Genomic DNA, 16,508 nt, shown 5'->3' on the forward strand with positions numbered 1-16,508 from the left:
GGGGTGGTAGGCCAGACGTAAAGCGCAGCAGTCTGGCCTACCACCCCCGGAGACCCGTCACCACACCCCAACAGCACCGCGCAGCGGATCGGCCCCGCGCAGCGGACCAAAGCGCTTGCGCGCAAGGCGCAGAGAACAGCAACCCGCGCGGCGGGAGAGCCAACAACGTGGGGCACAGCAGCCGCAGAGCGGCAAACGTGGGCCCCAAAGGCGCAGCCTCGCGCGCCATCCGCTACGTTGAATGGGTGAGCAATAAGAAGAACGCCCTGCGCGCCGGAACCATCACCGCCGGCACCGCGCTGATGCTGCTGATGTCGTCTCCCGCGTTTGCGCTCACCCGCGACGACGGAGACGACCCGGGGCCGGGCCTGAGTGTGATCCAGACGGTCGGCCTCTTCGTCGTGACGCCCATCGTGCTCTTTCTGATCATTGCCGGACTGGTCATGCTGACCGACAAGTCCCGCAAGAAGGCCAAGGTCTGACCCAGCCCGCAGCGGGCCGCCCGCCCGCGCCCGCATGACGCCTTGAAAAGGGGCGCCCACCGGTTCTTCCCGGACCGATGGGCGCCCCTTTTCGCGTTGCCCGGGGTGGTCGAGGGTGACGGTAAATGTCGGATATAGAACCGCAGTTGGGAGATTTCGGGACATTCTGTCCGTTGATCGGGTGCTTACCCGGGGCGTACCTACGATGGCGTAACCTACGGGGCCGTAAGTCCTGACCTACGGAACCGTAGGTCCGTCGTCCCCAGGAGTTCCCCGTGACCATCGCCCCCGACCGCCTCGACGGAGCGCGCGGCCAGGCCGCCTGGACTGACGCCCGGCTGCTCTACGCCCTGGAGGAGGTCGTCGAGAAGGAGCTCAACCGGCATCTGGCGATCGCCAAGGAGTGGATGCCGCACGAGTACGTGCCGTGGAGCGACGGGCGGAACTTCGACGGGGTGCTGGGGGGTGAGCCCTGGGCGCCCGAGCAGTCCAAGGTCAGCGACATCGGGCGGATCGCGCTGGTGGTCAACCTCCTCACCGAGGACAACCTCCCCAGTTACCACCACGAGATCGCCACCCTCTTCGGTCGGGACGGCGCCTGGGGCACCTGGGTCCACCGTTGGACCGCGGAGGAGGGGCGGCACGGCATCGTGATGCGGGACTACCTGCTGACCAGCCGCGCGGTGGACCCGGTGGAGCTGGAGCGGTTCCGGATGGCGCACATGTCGGAGGGGTTCGAGTCCGACAACGGGCACAGCATGCTGCACTCGGTCGCGTACGTGGCCTTCCAGGAGCTGGCCACCCGGATCTCGCACCGCAACACCGGCCGGCACTCCGGCGACCCGGTGTGCGACCGGATGCTGGCCCGGATCGCCACCGACGAGAACCTCCACATGGTCTTCTACCGCAACCTCCTGGGCGCCGCCTTCGAGTTGGCCCCGGACCGCACGATGTGCGCGGTGCGGGACGTGGTCACCGGCTTCCGGATGCCCGGTCACGGCATGCCCGGCTTCGAGCGGTCCGCCGCGCGGATGGCGCTCGGCGGGATCTACAACCTGCGGATCCACCACGACGACGTGCTCCAGCCGGTGCTGCGCTATCTGAAGGTGCTGGAGCGCGGCGGGCTGGGCCCGGAGGGGCTGGCCGCGCAGGAGGAGCTGGGGGCGTTCCTGGACGGCCTGGACGGGCAGGCGCGCCGCTTCGACGAGCGGCAGGCCGCGATCCTGGCGCGGCGGCGGGCGGCCGGCCGCGACTGAGGGCGGCCCGCGCCCGTTCATCTTTCAGATGTGCTGAAAGATATAGGGCGAAGTTTTCGATGGACCTGATGTGTTCCGGGCTGCCACGGTGATCCGTATCCACCGTCGAGGGAGAGGAAACCGTGGCAGTCCTGGAGCGGGTCCGCGCACACCGCATACCGTCCACCCAGGCCGTGGGGCTGGCCCTGGCCCTGGCGGCGACCGTCGTCTGGTCCGGCAACTTCGTCATCGCCCGCGCGCTGCACGCGACCGTGCCGCCCGTCCAAACCGCCTTCTGGCGCTGGGTCGTCGCGCTGGTGGCGGTCGCCCCGTTCGCGCTGGGGCAGGTCCGGCGGCAGTGGGCGGTGATCCGGGCGCACCTCGGATTCCTGGCGCTGGCCGCCCTGTTGGGCGTCACGCTCTTCAACACCCTGATCTACACGGCCGGGAGGAGCACCTCGGCCACCAACATGGCGATGATCGCGGCCGCTTCGCCGATGATGATCGCGCTGTTCGACCTGGTCGGCGGGGGCGCGGCGGGCGCGAGCCGCTGGGCGCCCGCCGCGTCGCGGGCATGGTGCTGGCACTGCTGGGGGTGGTCACCCTGGTGGGCAAGGGGTCGCCCACGGCGGTGCTGCACCTGGACTTCGCCGGCGGTGACCTGTGGATGGTGGCCGCCACCGCCACCTTCGCCGGGTACAGCGCGCTGCTGCGCCGGCGCCCGGAGGGGATCGGCGGACTGGCCTTCCTGTTCATGACGTTCGCCCTGGGGGCGGCGATGCTGGTGCCCGCCTACGGGGTCAGCCTCGCCGCAGAGGGCGGCTTCCCGCTCACCGCGGGGACGGTCGGGCCGCTGCTCTACGTCGGGGTGTGCTCCTCCGCCGTCGCCTACTTCACCTGGAACAAGGCGATCGCCCTGGTGGGCGCCGCCCGCGCCGGGGCGGTGTACTACCTCCAGCCGGTGTGCGTGGCCCTGCTCTCGCTGGCCCTCCTGGGCGAGGGCGTCGGCGCGGTCCAGGTGGTCTGCATGGCCCTGATCGTCGCCGGGGTGGCCCTGGGGGCGGCGGGCCGCACACGGTGAACGCCCCGGCCGCGCCGGGTGCGTACGCTGCCCGCATGGCCGACTGGGACATCAAGAAGCTCCGCATCCTGCGCACGCTCCAGGAGCTGGGCACGGTCACCGCGACCGCCGAGGCGCTGCACATGACGCCCTCGGCGGTCTCGCAACAGCTGACCGGACTCGCCAAGTCCCTCGGGGTGACGCTCCTGGAAGCGCACGGCCGGCGGGTCCGGCTCACCGGCGCCGCCCACCTGGTGCTGCGGCACGCGGACGCGGTCTTCGCGCAGTTGGAGCGGGCCGACGCGGACCTCCTCGGCTACCTCCAGGGGGAGGCCGGCACCGTACGGGTCGGGGCGTTCTCCACCGCCATCCCGGCGCTGGTGGTCCCCGCCCTCCAGGAGCTGCGCCGCACCCACCCGGGCCTGGCCGTCGCCGTACGGGAGGCCGAGGCGGAGGCCGCCTACGAGCTGCTCGCCGAGGGCAGCGTGGACCTGGCGCTGTCGCTGGCCGCGCACGCGCCGACCCCGCGCGACCCGAAGTTCACCCGGGTCTCGCTGCTCGCCGACCCGTTGGACGTGGCGCTGCCGGCCGGCCACCCGTTGGCCGCCGAACCGGGGTTGCGGCTGGCCGACTTGGCCGGCGAGCCGTGGATCTTCGGCAGCAGCGGCCCCTGGTCCCACATCACCACCGCCGCCTGTGAGAACGCCGGCTTCGTCCCGGAACAGGCGCACGCCGCCGCGGACTGGAGCGCGATCTGGGCGATGGTGGCCGCCGGCATGGGGGTGGCGCTGGTACCGCGGATGGCGATGGCGGGCGGGCTGCGGGCGCCGGGGCACGGCAGCGGGGTAGCGCTGCGGGTGCTCCACGCCGACCAGCCGCGCCGGCACGTCGTCGCGGCCACCCGGCGGGGTTCCGAGGGCGCGCCGGGGCTGGCCCGGGTGCTGGCCGCGCTGCGGCAGGCCGCCGCCCGCCAGGCGACCGCGGGCCGCACCGGAAGCGACGGCGGACCGGCGACCTTTCAGTCCGGCTGAAGATATTCCTCACAAACTTTCGATGGACCTGTCGGGTGTCCCACTGCGACGGTGGACCGGTCCCCAGCACCGTCCGCAGGAGCAGAAGGGAAACGCATGTCCGCCACCCCGGCAGCCGATGCCACCGATCCGCACGCCAACGACGCCCAGCCGTACGCAGGCGGCGATCCGTACGCCGACTACCGCGGTGGTGACTTCGCCTTCACCTCGCTCGTCGACCTCGCCGACCGCCGCTTCGGCGCCGGCGTGCTCGCCGCCAACGACGAGTTCTTCGCCGAGCGGGAGAACCTGCTGAAGCCGGAGCCGGCGGTCTTCGACCCCGAGCACTTCGGCCACAAGGGCAAGATCATGGACGGCTGGGAGACCCGGCGCCGGCGCGGCGCCGACGGCGAGCACCCCTTCCCCACCGAGGGCGCGCACGACTGGGCGCTGATCCGCCTGGCCGCCCCCGGCGTGATCCGCGGGATCATCGTCGACACCGCCCACTTCCGCGGCAACTACCCGCAGCAGGTCACCGTCGAGGCCACCGCGCTGCCCGGCAGCCCCGGCCCCGAGGAGCTGCTCGCCGACGACGTGAAGTGGGAGGAGATCGTCCCGCGCACCCCCGTCCGCGGCCACGCCGCCAACGGCTTCGAGATCACCGCCGAGCGCCGCTTCACCCACCTCCGCCTCAAGCAACACCCCGACGGCGGCATAGCCCGCCTCCGGGTCCACGGCGAGGTGGTACCCGACCCGGAGTGGCTGGACGTGCTGGGCACCCTGGACCTGGCGTCGGTGCTGCACGGCGGCACCGTCGAGGACGCCTCCGACCGCTTCTACTCCTCGCCCACCCAGATCATCCAGCCCGACCTCTCCCGCAAGATGGACGACGGCTGGGAGAACCGCCGCCGCCGGGTGCGGGGCACCAACGACTGGGTGCGGTTCAAGCTGGCCGCGCAGGGCGAGCTGCGCGCGATCGAGATCGACACCGCCTACCTCAAGGGCAACTCCGCCGGCTGGGCCCGGCTTTCGGGCTGCGACGGGAACCCGGACGAGGAGTCCGCGTGGTTCGAGATCCTGCCCAGGACCCGGCTCCAGCCCGACACCCCGCACCGCTTCGCGCTGCCCCGCCGGGTCACCGCCACCCACGTCCGGCTGGACGTCTACCCCGACGGCGGCCTGGCCCGGATGCGGGTGCACGGCGACCTCACCGAGGCCGGCCGGGACGAACTGGTCCGCCGCTTCGACGAGTTGAGCGGCTGACCCGCGCCGCCGGCCGGGCCCCGGGGGAGGGGGCCGGGGCCCGGCGCCACGACCCGCCCGGCGGACGGTCCCGCTCCTGACGCGCCGTCCGTCGGGCGCTCCAACTCCCCGCTCGCCCAAGGGGCGTGCCCCGGAACCGACCCGGTTCCGGGGCACGCCCCCGCACTGCTGCCGCGCGGACCGTCAGGCGGCGCCGGCCGCCGCGTCCGCCGCCCGGGCCGTAAGCGCCCGCTCGACGCCCGCCCGGGACTCCGTCACCAGCCGGCGCAGCGCCGGGCTCGGGTCGTGCGCCGCCAGCCAGGCGTCGGTGGCGTCCAGGGTCTCCTGGGAGACCTGGAGGGCCGGGTAGTGGCCCACCACGATCTGCTGCGCCATCTCGTGGCTGCGGTTGGCCCAGACGTCCTTGACCGCCGCGAAGTACTTGGCGGTGTAGGGCTCCAGCAGCTCCCGCTGGTCGGGCTGGACGAAGCCGGCGATGACGGCCTCCTGGACGGCGTTGGGGAGCTTGTCCGACTCCACCACCGACGCCCACGCCTCGGCCTTCGCCTCCGCGGTGGGTCGGGCGGCGCGGGCGGTCGCCGCGTGCCGCTCGCCGGCGGAGGTGGCGTCCCGCGCCAACTCGGCGGCGATGGCCGGCTCGTCGGCCCGGCCGGTGGCCGCCAGCCGCTCCAGCAGCGTCCAGCGCAGCTCGGTGTCCACGGCCAGCCCGGGGATCTCCTCGGTGCCGTCCAGCAGCCCCTGGACCACGTCCAGCTGCGCGTCCGTACGGGCCGACGCGGCGAACGCCCGGGCCCAGGCGAGCTGGTGGTCGCTGCCCGGCGCCGCCGCCCGCAGGTGCTCCAGCGTCGCCTCCGTCCAGGTGGCCAGCCCCGTCTCGCGCCACTCCGGTGCCGCGTAGAGGTCGAGGGCCAGCTTCACCTGGCGGTGCAGGGACTGGACGACGCCGATGTCGGTCTCCTTGCCGATGCCGGAGAGGACCAGCGCCAGGTAGTCCCGGGCGGGCAGTTCGCCGTCCCGGGTCATGTCCCAGGCGGAGGCCCACGACAGGGCGCGCGGCAGCGATTCGGTGAAGTCGCCGAGGTGTGCGGTGACGACCTTCAGCGACTGCTCGTCGAGGCGGACCTTGGCGTAGGAGAGGTCGCCGTCGTTGAGCAGGATCACGTCCGGGCGGCGGAAGCCCTCGGGGAACGGCACCTCGGTGCGCTCGCCGTCCACGTCCAGCTCGATGCCGCCGGTGCGGACCAGCTTGCCGTCGGTGAGGTCGTAGTAGCCGATCCCGATCCGGTGCGGGCGCAGCACCGGCTCGCCGGTCGCCCCGGCGGGCAGTGCGGGGGCCTCCTGGCGCACCGCGAAGGCGGTGACGGTGCCGTCCGCGGCCACCTCGATCTGCGGCCGCAGCACGTTGATGCCGGCGGTCTGGAGCCACTTCTTCGACCAGGTCGCCAGGTCCCGGCCGCTGGTCTCCTCCAGCGCGCCGAGCAGGTCCGTCAGGCGGGTGTTGCCGTAGGCGTGCGCCTTGAAGTACGCCTGCACGCCGGTGAAGAACTCGTCCATGCCGACGTAGGCGACGAGTTGCTTGAGGACCGAGGCGCCCTTGGCGTAGGTGATGCCGTCGAAGTTGACCAGGACGTCGTCCAGGTCGCGGATCTCGGCCATGATCGGGTGGGTGGAGGGCAGTTGGTCCTGCCGGTAGGCCCAGGTCTTCATGGAGTTGGCGAACGTGGTCCAGGAGTGCGGCCACTTGCTGCCCGGCGCGTACGCCTGGCAGGCGATCGAGGTGTAGGTGGCGAACGACTCGTTCAGCCACAGGTCGTTCCACCACTCCATGGTGACCAGGTCGCCGAACCACATGTGCGCCAGCTCGTGCAGGATCGTCTCGGCGCGCACCTCGTAGGCCGCGTCGGTCACCTTCGAGCGGAAGACGTACTGGTCGCGGATGGTCACCGCGCCGGCGTTCTCCATCGCGCCGGCGTTGAACTCCGGCACGAAGAGCTGGTCGTACTTGGCGAACGGGTACGGGTAGTCGAACTTCTCCTGGAACCAGTCGAAGCCCTGCCGGGTGACGGCGAAGATCTCCTCGGCGTCCAGGTGCTCGGCCAGCGACGGCCGGCAGTAGATCCCCAGCGGCACGCTGCGCCCGTCCGCGCCTTCCCAGGTGCTGTGCACGCTGTGGTACGGGCCGACGATCAGCGCGGTGACGTAGGTGGAGATCCGCGGCGTCGGCTCGAAGCGCCAGACGTTGTCAGCCGGCTCGGGGGTCGGCGAGTTCGAGATCACCGTCCAGCCCTCGGGCGCGGTCACGGTGAACCGGAACGTCGCCTTCAGGTCCGGCTGCTCGAAGCTGGCGAACACCCGCCGGGCGTCCGGCACCTCGAACTGCGTGTAGAGGTACGCCTGTTGGTCCACCGGATCGACGAACCGGTGCAGGCCCTCACCGGTGTTGGTGTAGGCGCAGTCCGCGACCACCCGCAGCTCGTTGCGGCCGGCCCGCAGCCCGGGCAGCGCGATCCGCGAGTCGGCGAACGCCTCCGCCGCGTCCAGCGCGGTGCCGTTGAGCACCACCTCGTGCACCGTCGGCGCGACCAGGTCGATGAAGGACGCGGCACCGTCCTGCGCGGCATCGAACCGGACCGTCGTCACGGACCGGAACGTGCCCCCCTCCTGCGCCCCGGTCAGGTCCAGCTCGATCTCGTAAGCGTCCACGGTCAGCAGCCGCGCCCGCTCCTGAGCCTCTTCCCGGGTCAGATTCGTACCAGGCACCCGCTCGTCTCCCTACTCCCGATCGTTAGCGCATCGTCGGGCCATCCTTCCACGGCGGGGGTGGGGGCGGGGGCGGTGGTCGACCGCCCGCGGTCCCGGCCGGCGCGGTGCGGCGGGGCCACTCCTTGCGGTGCGGCCGCAAGGACGAGGGGGGAAGGGGCGTCCGCGGCGCGAGGTGCGTGCCGAGGCGGGGGAGGCGCCGCGGTCGAGGCGGCCTGAGGGCGGGGCGGTGCGCGCCGCCCCGCCCAACCACCGGGGCCCATACGGAGGGTGTTCCGTACGGGCCCCGGCGTCGGCGTTGCGCGGTGGGTCAGCCGCGGAGATCGGCGGCGACCAGTTCGGCGATCTGGACGGCGTTGAGGGCCGCGCCCTTGCGGAGGTTGTCGTTGGAGACGAACAGGGCGAGGCCGTTGTCGACGGTCTCGTCGCGGCGGATCCGGCCCACGAAGGCGGGGTCCTGGCCGGCGGCCTGGAGCGGAGTGGGGACGTCGGAGAGGGCCACGCCGGGGGCGCCGGCGAGCAGCTCCTGGGCGCGCTCGGGGGAGAGCGGGCGCGCGAAGCGGGCGTTGACCTGGAGGGAGTGGCCGGTGAAGACCGGGACGCGGACGCAGGTGCCGGACACCTTCAGCTCCGGGATGTCCAGGATCTTGCGGCTCTCGTGGCGGAGCTTCTGCTCCTCGTCGGTCTCGTTCAGCCCGTCGTCGACGATCTTGCCGGCCATCGGCAGGACGTTGAAGGCGATCGGGCGGACGTAGGTGTCGGGGGCCGGGAACTCCACGGCGGACCCGTCGTGGGTGAGCTTGGTGGCGTCCTGCTCGATGACCTTGCGGGCCTGCCCGTCCAGCTCGGCGACGCCGGCCAGGCCGCTGCCGGAGACCGCCTGGTAGGTGGCGACGACCAGGGAGACCAGCCCGGCCTCGTCGTGCAGCGGGCGCAGCACGGGCATGGCGGCCATGGTGGTGCAGTTGGGGTTGGCGATGATGCCCTTGGGGCGCTCGGCGATGGCCTGCGGGTTGACCTCGGCGACCACCAGCGGCACCTGCGGGTCGCGGCGCCAGGCGGAGGAGTTGTCGATCACGACCGGGCCGGCGTCGGCGACCTTCTCCGCCAGTGCCTTGGAGGTCGCGCCGCCGGCCGAGAAGAGCACGATGTCCAGGCCGGAGTAGTCGGCGGTGGCCGCGTCCTCGACCGTGATCTCGGTGTCCTGCCAGGGCAGCGTGCGTCCCGCGGACCGGGCCGAGGCGAACAGCCGAAGCTGCTCGACCGGGAAGTTGCGCTCGGCGAGAATGCGCCGCATCACGCCGCCGACCTGTCCGGTGGCGCCGACGATTCCGATCCTCATGGGACTCCTTCGTTCTGGCCTGGCTCGCTGGCCCGGCTCCGGGTGTCTGCTGGAACACCTGCTCAGTGGCGTTCCCATCATGTGTGTGAGACCCGTCGCCTTGTCCAATCCGTTCCAATAGATGGAGATGCGGGGCGCCTGGTTGCCCACGGAACGTGCCCGGAGGTCACCGTCCGTGGCGCGCGGGCGTCGAGCGGGCCGGCGGTTCAGTGCGGGAGGACCACCACGTACGCCGGCGGCTCCCGGTCCGTGGCCGCCATCAGCGCCGTGCGGACCACCGTCGCCTGCTGCTCGGGGGCCTCCCGCAGGGTGCGCGGCCGGCAGCGGACGAGGGTGATGCCGAGCCGCTCCAGCTGCTCCCGGTAGGCGTCGCGGGGCGGCTCGCCGGTCGGGCGCGGGGTCCGGGTGTCGATCTCCACCGCCACCCCGTAGTCCGACCAGTACGCGTCCACCGCGCCCAGGTACGGGCCGCCCGGCAGCCGCAGGTCGACGTTCCACAGCGGGTCGGGCAGCCCGAAGCCGCGCACCATGTCGTAGAGCTGCTGCTCGGCCAGGGCCCGGCCCTCGGCCAGCAGGGCGTCCACCGCGTCCACCACGTGCGGCCGGGTCAGCAGCCGGGCGCGGCTCAGCTCCCGCACCACCGAGGCCGCCTCGCAGTGCCCGCCGCGCACCGCCTCGGTCAGCAGCCGGCGCACCACGGTGGGGTCGGTGAGCATGGCCACCGCGTCCGACAGCGCCCGCGGGACGGGCGCGGTGGGCACCCCGGTGATCTCCTGGGCGTCCGGCAGGTCCGCGCCCCGGATGATCCCGGCGAAGCCGGCCGGGCGCAGCCGCCGGGTGCGGGCCACCAGCACGTCGATGCGGTCCAGGGCGAGCAGCGGGGGAGCGGCCGAGAAGCCGTGCAACGCGAGCGCCGCCAGCCCGGTGATCATCGGTTCCGGGCCGGACTCCGCGACCCGGGCCTGGGTCGGCACCGACGGCGCGCGGTGCCGGGCGTAGAGCAGCGCCGCGTGCAGCCGCTCCTCGCTGGTGGGCGGACCCTGGTGCAACAGGTGCACGCCGGGGAGCAGTTGCTGCCAGGGGCCGCCCGGCCGGCAGCGCTCGGTGATCTCGGCGGGCGGTACGCCGTGCTCCCGGAGCTGATGGGTGGTCAGCACCGGGCAGCGGCCGTCGGAGAGGTGGTGGAGGGGGAGCGGGGAGAGCGGGGTGTCGTGGTTCATGTCCGGTCGATTCCCGGCCCCGCTCCACCCCCTAACCGTTGTTACCCGCCTGTGGCACAAGCGGGACAATACTGCCCTCAAGTACGGGCGTTCGACGGCCGATTAAGGCTGGTCGAGGACCGGGTTACGGCCTCGGCCCGGCCGCCTCGTCACAAGCCTGTGCGCGCAGCGCCCGCGCCAGGTCGTCGCGCTCCTCCAGCACCAGTCGGCGCAGTGCGGGCGCGGCCTCGGCGCGCTCGGCCAGCCAGGCGTCCGTCGCGTCCAGCGCGGACCGGTCCGCCTGCCAGAACGGGAACAGCCCGCGCACCACGGACATCCCGATCTCGATGGACCGCTCCCGCCAGATCCGCTCGATCGCCGCGAAGTACCGCGGCGCGTACGGCACCAGCAGCTCGTGCTGCGACGGCTGGGCGAAGCCGCTGATGGTCGCCTCGACCAGGGCGTTGGAGAGCGCGTCGGAGTCCACCACGTCCGCCCAGGCGGCGGCCTTGACCTCGGCCGAGGGGCGGGCGGCCAGGCAGCGCACCTGGTGGCGCTTGCCGGACGCGGTGTCGTCGCGGGCCAGTTCGGCGTCGAGCACCGCCCGGTCGGCGACCCCGTGCGCGGCCAGCGGCAGCAGGAACGCCCAGCGCAGCTCCTGGTCCACCGCCAGCCCGTCGATCTTCGCGGTGCCCTCCAACAGCCCCTGGAGCAACTGGAGATCGGCCGGCGTGGTGGCCACCGCCGCGAAGTGCCGGGCCCAACTGAGCTGGTGGCCGCTGCCCGGCTCGGCCAGCCGCAGCTCGCGCAGCGCGCCCTCGGCCAACTCGCCGGCCGCCCGCTCGCGGTACTCCGGCGCGACGTAGTGCGTCAGCGCGCTCTCCGCCTGGCCCAGCACCGACTGGAGCACCCCGATCACGCTCTCCGCGCCGGCGAACTTCCGCACCAGCTCCAGGAAGTCCCGGGCCGGCATCAGCCCGTCCCGGGTCAGCCCCCACAGGGCCGCCCAGCACAGCGCCCGCGCCAGGGGGTCGGTGAGATCGCCGAGCCGCGCCCGCAGGGTGGCCAACGACCCCTCGTCGAAACGGGTCTTGCAGTACGTCAGGTCCTCGTCGTTGACCAGGACCAGCTCCGGACGCTCGACCCCGGCCAGCTCCGGCACCGCCGTCCGCGGCCCGGTCACGTCCACCTCGGCGCGGGCGTAGCGCACCAGCGCCGAGTCCGCGTCCAGCCGGCGGTAGAGGCCGACCGCGACCCGGTGCGGCCGCAGCTCCGGATGGTCCGGCGACGCCTCCTGGAGGATGCTCAGCTCGGTGATCCGGTCCTGGGCGTCGTACGTCACCTGCGGCGTGAGGGAGTTGACGCCGGCGGTCTCCAGCCAGGCGCGCGACCAGGCCGCCAGGTCCCGCCCGGAGGTCTCCTCCAGCACCGACAGCAGGTCCGTCAGCCGGGTGTTGCCGTAGGCGTGCCGCTTGAAGTAGCGCCGGGCGCCCTCCAGGAACGCGTCCTGGCCGACGTAGGCCACCAACTGCTTGAGGACGCTGGCGCCCTTGGCGTAGGTGATGCCGTCGAAGTTGAGCTTGGCGTCCTCCAGGTCGCGGATGTCGGCGGTGATCGGGTGGGTGGAGGGGAGCTGGTCGGCCCGGTACGCCCAGGACTTGCGGCGGTTGGCGAAGGTGATCCAGCCGTCGGTGAAGCGGGTCGCGCCGACCTGCGCGAAGCTGCCCATGAAGTCCGCGTAGGACTCCTTCAGCCACAGGTCGTCCCACCAGTGCATGGTGACCAGGTCGCCGAACCACATGTGCGCCATCTCGTGCAGGATGACGTTGGCCCGGCGCTCGTACGACGCCTCGGTGACCTTGCCGCGGAAGATGAACTCCTCGCGGAAGGTGACGCATCCGGGGTTCTCCATCGCGCCGAGGTTGTACTCCGGCACGAACGCCTGGTCGTACTTCCCGAACGGGTACGGGAAGTCGAAGTGGTCGTGGAAGAAGTCCAGGCCCTGCTTGGTGACGGTGAAGACGTCGTCCGCGTCGAAGTGCCGGGCCAGCCCCTTGCGGCACAGCGCGCCCAACGGGACGGTCAGCTCGGTGCCGTCCTCGAAGGTGCGGCGGTAGGTGTCGGTCACGTAGTGGTACGGCCCGGCGATCACCGCGGTGATGTACGTCGAGATCGGCCTGGTGGTCGCGAACCGCCGCGTCCCGCCCGGCTGCCGCCCGTCTCCGCTCTTCAGCGGAAGCGCTTCGCGCACCGCTTCGACCGGGCCTTCCTGGACGCCGTTGCTCAGCACCAGCCAGCCCTCCGGCGCCGTCACCTCGAAGGTGAACGGGGCCTTCAGATCCGGCTGTTCGAAGGTGGCGAAGACCCGACGGGAGTCGGCGGGCTCGTACTGGGTGTAGAGGTAGACCTCGCCGTCCTCGGGGTCGACGAAGCGGTGCAGGCCCTCGCCGGTGCGGCTGTAGGCGCACTGCGCGTCGACGACCAGGGTGTTCTCGGCGGCCAGGTCGGCGAGCACGATCCGGGCGCCGTCGAAGACCTCGGCCGGGTCCAGCTCCCGCCCGTTGAGGGTGACCGAGGTGACCGAAGGGGCCAGGAGGTCCGCGAAGCTGGCCGCGCCGGGCTCGGCGCAGCGGAACCGGAGCGTCGTCCGAGAGCGGAAGGTGGCCGCGTCCGCGCCCCTGGCGACCGCTGAGCGGACGTCCAGCGCCACGTGGTACCCCTCGACCGTCAGCAGCCGGCCCCGCTCACGTGCCTCTTCCCGGGACAGATTCTCGCCTGGCACGGTGTGCCTCCCTCACCCTCGTCTCGGATATCGAACACGGGGAATCATGGCACGCGCCCCGGCGGTTGAAGCCGGCACGGAACAACGCTGTTGACGCTCTCATGGAGGAGACCTCGTGTCCGAGACCACGAAGACCCCGGCAGACTTCTGGTTCGACCCGCTCTGCCCCTGGGCATGGCTGACCTCCCGCTGGATGCTGGAGGTGGAGAAGGTCCGCCCGGTCCAGGTGCGTTGGCACGTGATGAGCCTGGCCGTGCTGAACGAGAACCGCCTCGACGAACTCCCCCCGGAGTACGCGGAGAACATGCGCCCCGGCGGCAAGTCCTGGGGTCCGGTCCGGGTGGTGACCGCCGCCCGGCAGCTCCACGGCGACGAGGTCGTCGGCCGGCTCTACACCGCGCTCGGCACCCGCTTCCACAACCTCGGCGAGGGCGTGAACCGCGACTCCCTCGCCGCCGCCCTCGCCGACGCCGGCCTGCCCGCCGACCTGATCGACTACGCCGACAAGGACACCTACGACGCCGAGTTGCGCGCCTCCCACAAGGCGGGCATCGACCTGGTGGGCCAGGACGTCGGCACCCCGGTGATCGCGGTCCCCGGCCCCGACGGCGACCAGATCGCCTTCTTCGGCCCGGTGGTCACCCCCGCCCCCAAGGGCGAGGCCGCCGCCAGGCTCTGGGACGGCACCCTGATGGTCGCCTCCACGCCCGGCTTCTTCGAGATCAAGCGCACGCGGACGGCGGCGCCGAGCTTCGACTGACGCCTGTTGCCTGTGTCCACCCGGCGTGCAGCCGAGGAAGACGCGACGGAGCCCCCCACGAGTCACGTCCTCGCGGGGGGCTCCGCCCTATGCGCCTGCCAAGCGAACGGTGAGAAGACGATCACGAGGCAGGACGTCTGTGCACCGCTATCGCGTCACGGCGCCAGCAGCAGGTTGTTCGCCCGCTCCTTCGCGGCCGCGTAACGCTTGGCCACGTCCTGCCAGTTGACGACCTTCCACATGGCCTCGATGAAGTCGACCTTCTGGTTCTTGTACTGCAGGTAGAAGGCGTGCTCCCAGGCGTCGAAGACCAGGATCGGCACCGAGCCCTGGCCGACGTTGCCCTGGTGGTCGTAGATCTGCTCGACGATGAGGCGGCCGGTGACCGGCTCGTAGGCCAGGACGCCCCAGCCGGAGCCCTGCGTGGTGGCGGACGCCTTGGAGAGCTGGGCCTTGAACTTGGCGAACGAGCCGAAGCTCTCGGCGAGGGCGTCGGCGAGCTCGCCCACGCCGTCCTTGTCCAGCGGCTCGCCGCCGCCGTCGCCGGTCATGTTGTGCCAGTAGATGCTGTGCAGGATGTGGCCGGAGAGGTGGAACGCGAGGTTCTTCTCCAGGCCGTTGATGTTGCCCCACTGGTCCTTGTCGCGCGCCTCGGCGAGCTGCTCAAGGGTGTCGTTGGCGCCCTTCACATAGGCCGCGTGGTGCTTGTCGTGGTGCAGCTCGATGATCTCCGGGCTGATGACCGGGGCCAGCTCCGAGTAGTCGTAGGGGAGTTCCGGAAGTGTGTAGGTCGCCATGCCGACCCCGCCTCCAAGCTGCGTATACGCCGTAGTTGCAATCAATGTGCAGCAGCACGCTATCAGCAGCAGTGATCACAAGGCCGGAGTGGCGGGCTTCCTGGTCCCAAAGAACCAGGCGGGGCGGGACCTCGGGAGGAGGTCCCGCCCCGCCTGGGAACGGATGGGCCGGTGGGCCGCCGCGGCCTACCGCGTGCCGGTCGCCAGCGCCCGCTGCCGGACCAGGCCGATGACGGTCAGCACCACGCCGAAGCCGCCGGTGAAGAGCAGTTGGATCCGCTGGCTGTCGTCGCGCAGCATCAGCACCAGCACCAGGGCGATGCCGGCCAGCGCCACCCACGTGAGGAACGGGAAGGCCCACATCTTCACGACCAGCTTCTCGGGCGCCTCGCGCTCCAACTGCCGCCGGGTGCGCAACTGGGCGGCGGCGATGAAGCCCCAGACCACCAGGACGGCGGCGCCGACCATGTTGAGCAGCCACTGGAAGACCGTGGTCGGCCACAGGAAGCTGAACAGCACCGCGAGGAACCCGAAGGCGACGCAGAGCAGCACCGCCCGGCGCGGCACCCCGCCGCTCACCTTGCCGAAGAAGGACGGGCCCTGGCCGCGGCTGATCAGCGAGTAGGCCATCCGCGAGGCGCCGTAGATGTTGGCGTTCACCGCGGAGAGCAGGGCGATCAGGATGACCACGTTCATGATCTGGCCGGCCGCCGGGATCTTGAGGTAGTCCAACACCGCGACGTACGGGCCGCTCTTGGCGATCGACGGCGCGCTCCAGGGGATGACGGTGACGATGACCGCCATCGAGCCGACGTAGAAGAGGGCGATCCGCCACATCGCGGTGCGCACCGCGCGGGCCACGCCGCGGACCGGGTCCTTGGACTCGGCGGCCGCGATGGTCACGGTCTCCAGGCCGCCGTACGCGAACACCGACGCCAGCAGACCGACCATCAGGCCGTCCATGCCCTTGGGGAGGAAGCCGCCGTCGCCGGTCAGATGGGAGGTGCCGGGCGCCGAACTGCCGGGCAGCAGGCCGAAGATGGCCAGGATGCCGAGGATCAGGAAGGCGACGATCGCGGCGACCTTCAGGGCGGCGAACCAGAACTCGAACTCGCCGAAGTTGGAGACCGCGGTCAGGTTGGTCCCGGTGAAGACCACCATGATCAGCAGGACCCACATCCACGGCTGGGTGGCCGGGAACCACTGGTGCAGCACGTCCGCTGCGCCCAGCGCCTCGACGGAGACCGCCACGCACAGCAGCGCGGTGAACATCCAGCCCGCGGTGAAGCCGGCCCAGGGGCCGATGGACCGCTCCGCGTGCACCGAGAAGGAACCGGAGGACGGGCGGGCCGCGGACATCTCACCCAGCATCCGCATGATCAACATGACCAGCGCGCCGGAGACGGCGTACGCCAGCACGATCGACGGTCCGGCCGCGGCGATGCCCTCGCGGGAGCCGACGAACAGGCCGGCACCGATCACGCCACCGAGGGCGATCATCGAGAGGTGGCGCTGTTTCAGGCCGTGCGACAGTGCGCCGCCGTCCTGGCCGGCGCCCGGAGCGGCGGCGCGCGCTCCGTCGGGCGCGGCGGACGAGGGTGTCCGATTCATGTCGTACCTGTCCCAGTAGGTGAGATGCGGGCGGGGCGAGAGCTGCGTTCTCCCGGGGCCGTGGACGGCTCACTCCGGGGTCCTCGGCAAAGCTGGCTCAGTCTGAGCGGCCGCGTCCGCTCAGGGCAACAGTCGTGCAGCGATTGTTCGGTATTCAGACGGGATCGTGACCGAGCGTGCCTGACACGTCGTCGAATGTCATGACCT

General features: G+C 71.9%; 12 protein-coding genes and 1 pseudogene. 7 read left to right on the forward strand and 6 right to left on the reverse strand.

What is annotated here, in order from left to right; all coding sequences use genetic code 11:
- The first annotated feature begins 245 nt into the window (after positions 1-245).
- The 6 genes and pseudogenes from ACIQU6_RS13095 to alc all read left to right on the forward strand — a co-directional run bounded on the left by ACIQU6_RS13095 (position 246) and on the right by alc (position 5,050).
- A complete protein-coding gene (locus tag ACIQU6_RS13095; RefSeq protein WP_403481797.1) occupies positions 246-482 on the forward strand; it encodes a hypothetical protein in 237 nt (78 codons plus the stop codon).
- 275 nt (positions 483-757) lie between these two features.
- A complete protein-coding gene (locus ACIQU6_RS13100) occupies positions 758-1,738 on the forward strand; it encodes an acyl-ACP desaturase (RefSeq protein WP_403481700.1) in 981 nt (326 codons plus the stop codon).
- A gap of 173 nt (positions 1,739-1,911) precedes the next feature.
- Positions 1,912-2,175: pseudogene (locus ACIQU6_RS13105) on the forward strand (EamA family transporter); the annotation flags it as partial.
- 116 nt (positions 2,176-2,291) lie between these two features.
- The gene (locus ACIQU6_RS13110) at positions 2,292-2,798 is read left to right on the forward strand and encodes a DMT family transporter (protein ID WP_403481701.1); all 507 of its coding nucleotides are present in this window, start codon (positions 2,292-2,294) and stop codon (positions 2,796-2,798) included.
- Between the two features lie 35 nt (positions 2,799-2,833).
- Positions 2,834-3,808: a LysR family transcriptional regulator gene (locus tag ACIQU6_RS13115; RefSeq protein WP_403481702.1), complete on the forward strand. Its 975-nt coding sequence runs from the start codon at positions 2,834-2,836 to the stop codon at positions 3,806-3,808.
- A 96-nt stretch (positions 3,809-3,904) separates the two neighbouring features.
- Entirely contained in the window at positions 3,905-5,050 is a 1,146-nt protein-coding gene (alc, locus tag ACIQU6_RS13120) for an allantoicase (protein ID WP_403481703.1), read from the forward strand.
- A gap of 183 nt (positions 5,051-5,233) precedes the next feature.
- On the opposite strand, the gene pepN (ACIQU6_RS13125) is transcribed toward alc, so the two are convergent.
- From pepN (ACIQU6_RS13125) to pepN (ACIQU6_RS13140), 4 genes are all read right to left on the reverse strand, one after another.
- The gene (gene pepN, locus ACIQU6_RS13125) at positions 5,234-7,810 is read right to left on the reverse strand and encodes an aminopeptidase N (protein WP_403481704.1); all 2,577 of its coding nucleotides are present in this window, start codon (positions 7,808-7,810) and stop codon (positions 5,234-5,236) included.
- Positions 7,811-8,120: 310 nt separating this feature from the next.
- Entirely contained in the window at positions 8,121-9,152 is a 1,032-nt protein-coding gene (locus ACIQU6_RS13130) for an aspartate-semialdehyde dehydrogenase (protein WP_403481705.1), read from the reverse strand.
- A 206-nt stretch (positions 9,153-9,358) separates the two neighbouring features.
- Positions 9,359-10,372: a hypothetical protein gene (locus tag ACIQU6_RS13135; RefSeq protein WP_403481706.1), complete on the reverse strand. Its 1,014-nt coding sequence runs from the start codon at positions 10,370-10,372 to the stop codon at positions 9,359-9,361.
- A gap of 124 nt (positions 10,373-10,496) precedes the next feature.
- Positions 10,497-13,133: an aminopeptidase N gene (gene pepN, locus ACIQU6_RS13140; RefSeq protein ID WP_403481707.1), complete on the reverse strand. Its 2,637-nt coding sequence runs from the start codon at positions 13,131-13,133 to the stop codon at positions 10,497-10,499.
- A gap of 115 nt (positions 13,134-13,248) precedes the next feature.
- Here pepN (ACIQU6_RS13140) and ACIQU6_RS13145 point away from each other — a divergent pair, with 115 nt between their 5' ends.
- Positions 13,249-13,893, forward strand: coding sequence for a DsbA family protein (locus ACIQU6_RS13145; protein ID WP_403481708.1), 645 nt, complete (start codon positions 13,249-13,251; stop codon positions 13,891-13,893).
- A gap of 155 nt (positions 13,894-14,048) precedes the next feature.
- Here ACIQU6_RS13145 and ACIQU6_RS13150 read toward each other — a convergent pair whose 3' ends face one another.
- Together ACIQU6_RS13150 and ACIQU6_RS13155 are read right to left on the reverse strand one after the other, a co-directional pair.
- Complete coding sequence (locus tag ACIQU6_RS13150; protein WP_403481709.1) at positions 14,049-14,690, reverse strand: superoxide dismutase; 642 nt, start codon at positions 14,688-14,690, stop codon at positions 14,049-14,051.
- Between the two features lie 186 nt (positions 14,691-14,876).
- Positions 14,877-16,301, reverse strand: a complete 1,425-nt coding sequence (locus tag ACIQU6_RS13155) for an amino acid permease (RefSeq protein ID WP_403481710.1) — start codon at positions 16,299-16,301, stop codon at positions 14,877-14,879.
- Positions 16,302-16,508 lie beyond the last annotated feature (207 nt).

The sequence above is a fragment of the Streptomyces sp. NPDC090442 genome, assembly GCF_044769405.1.
Lineage (GTDB): Bacteria > Actinomycetota > Actinomycetes > Streptomycetales > Streptomycetaceae > Streptomyces.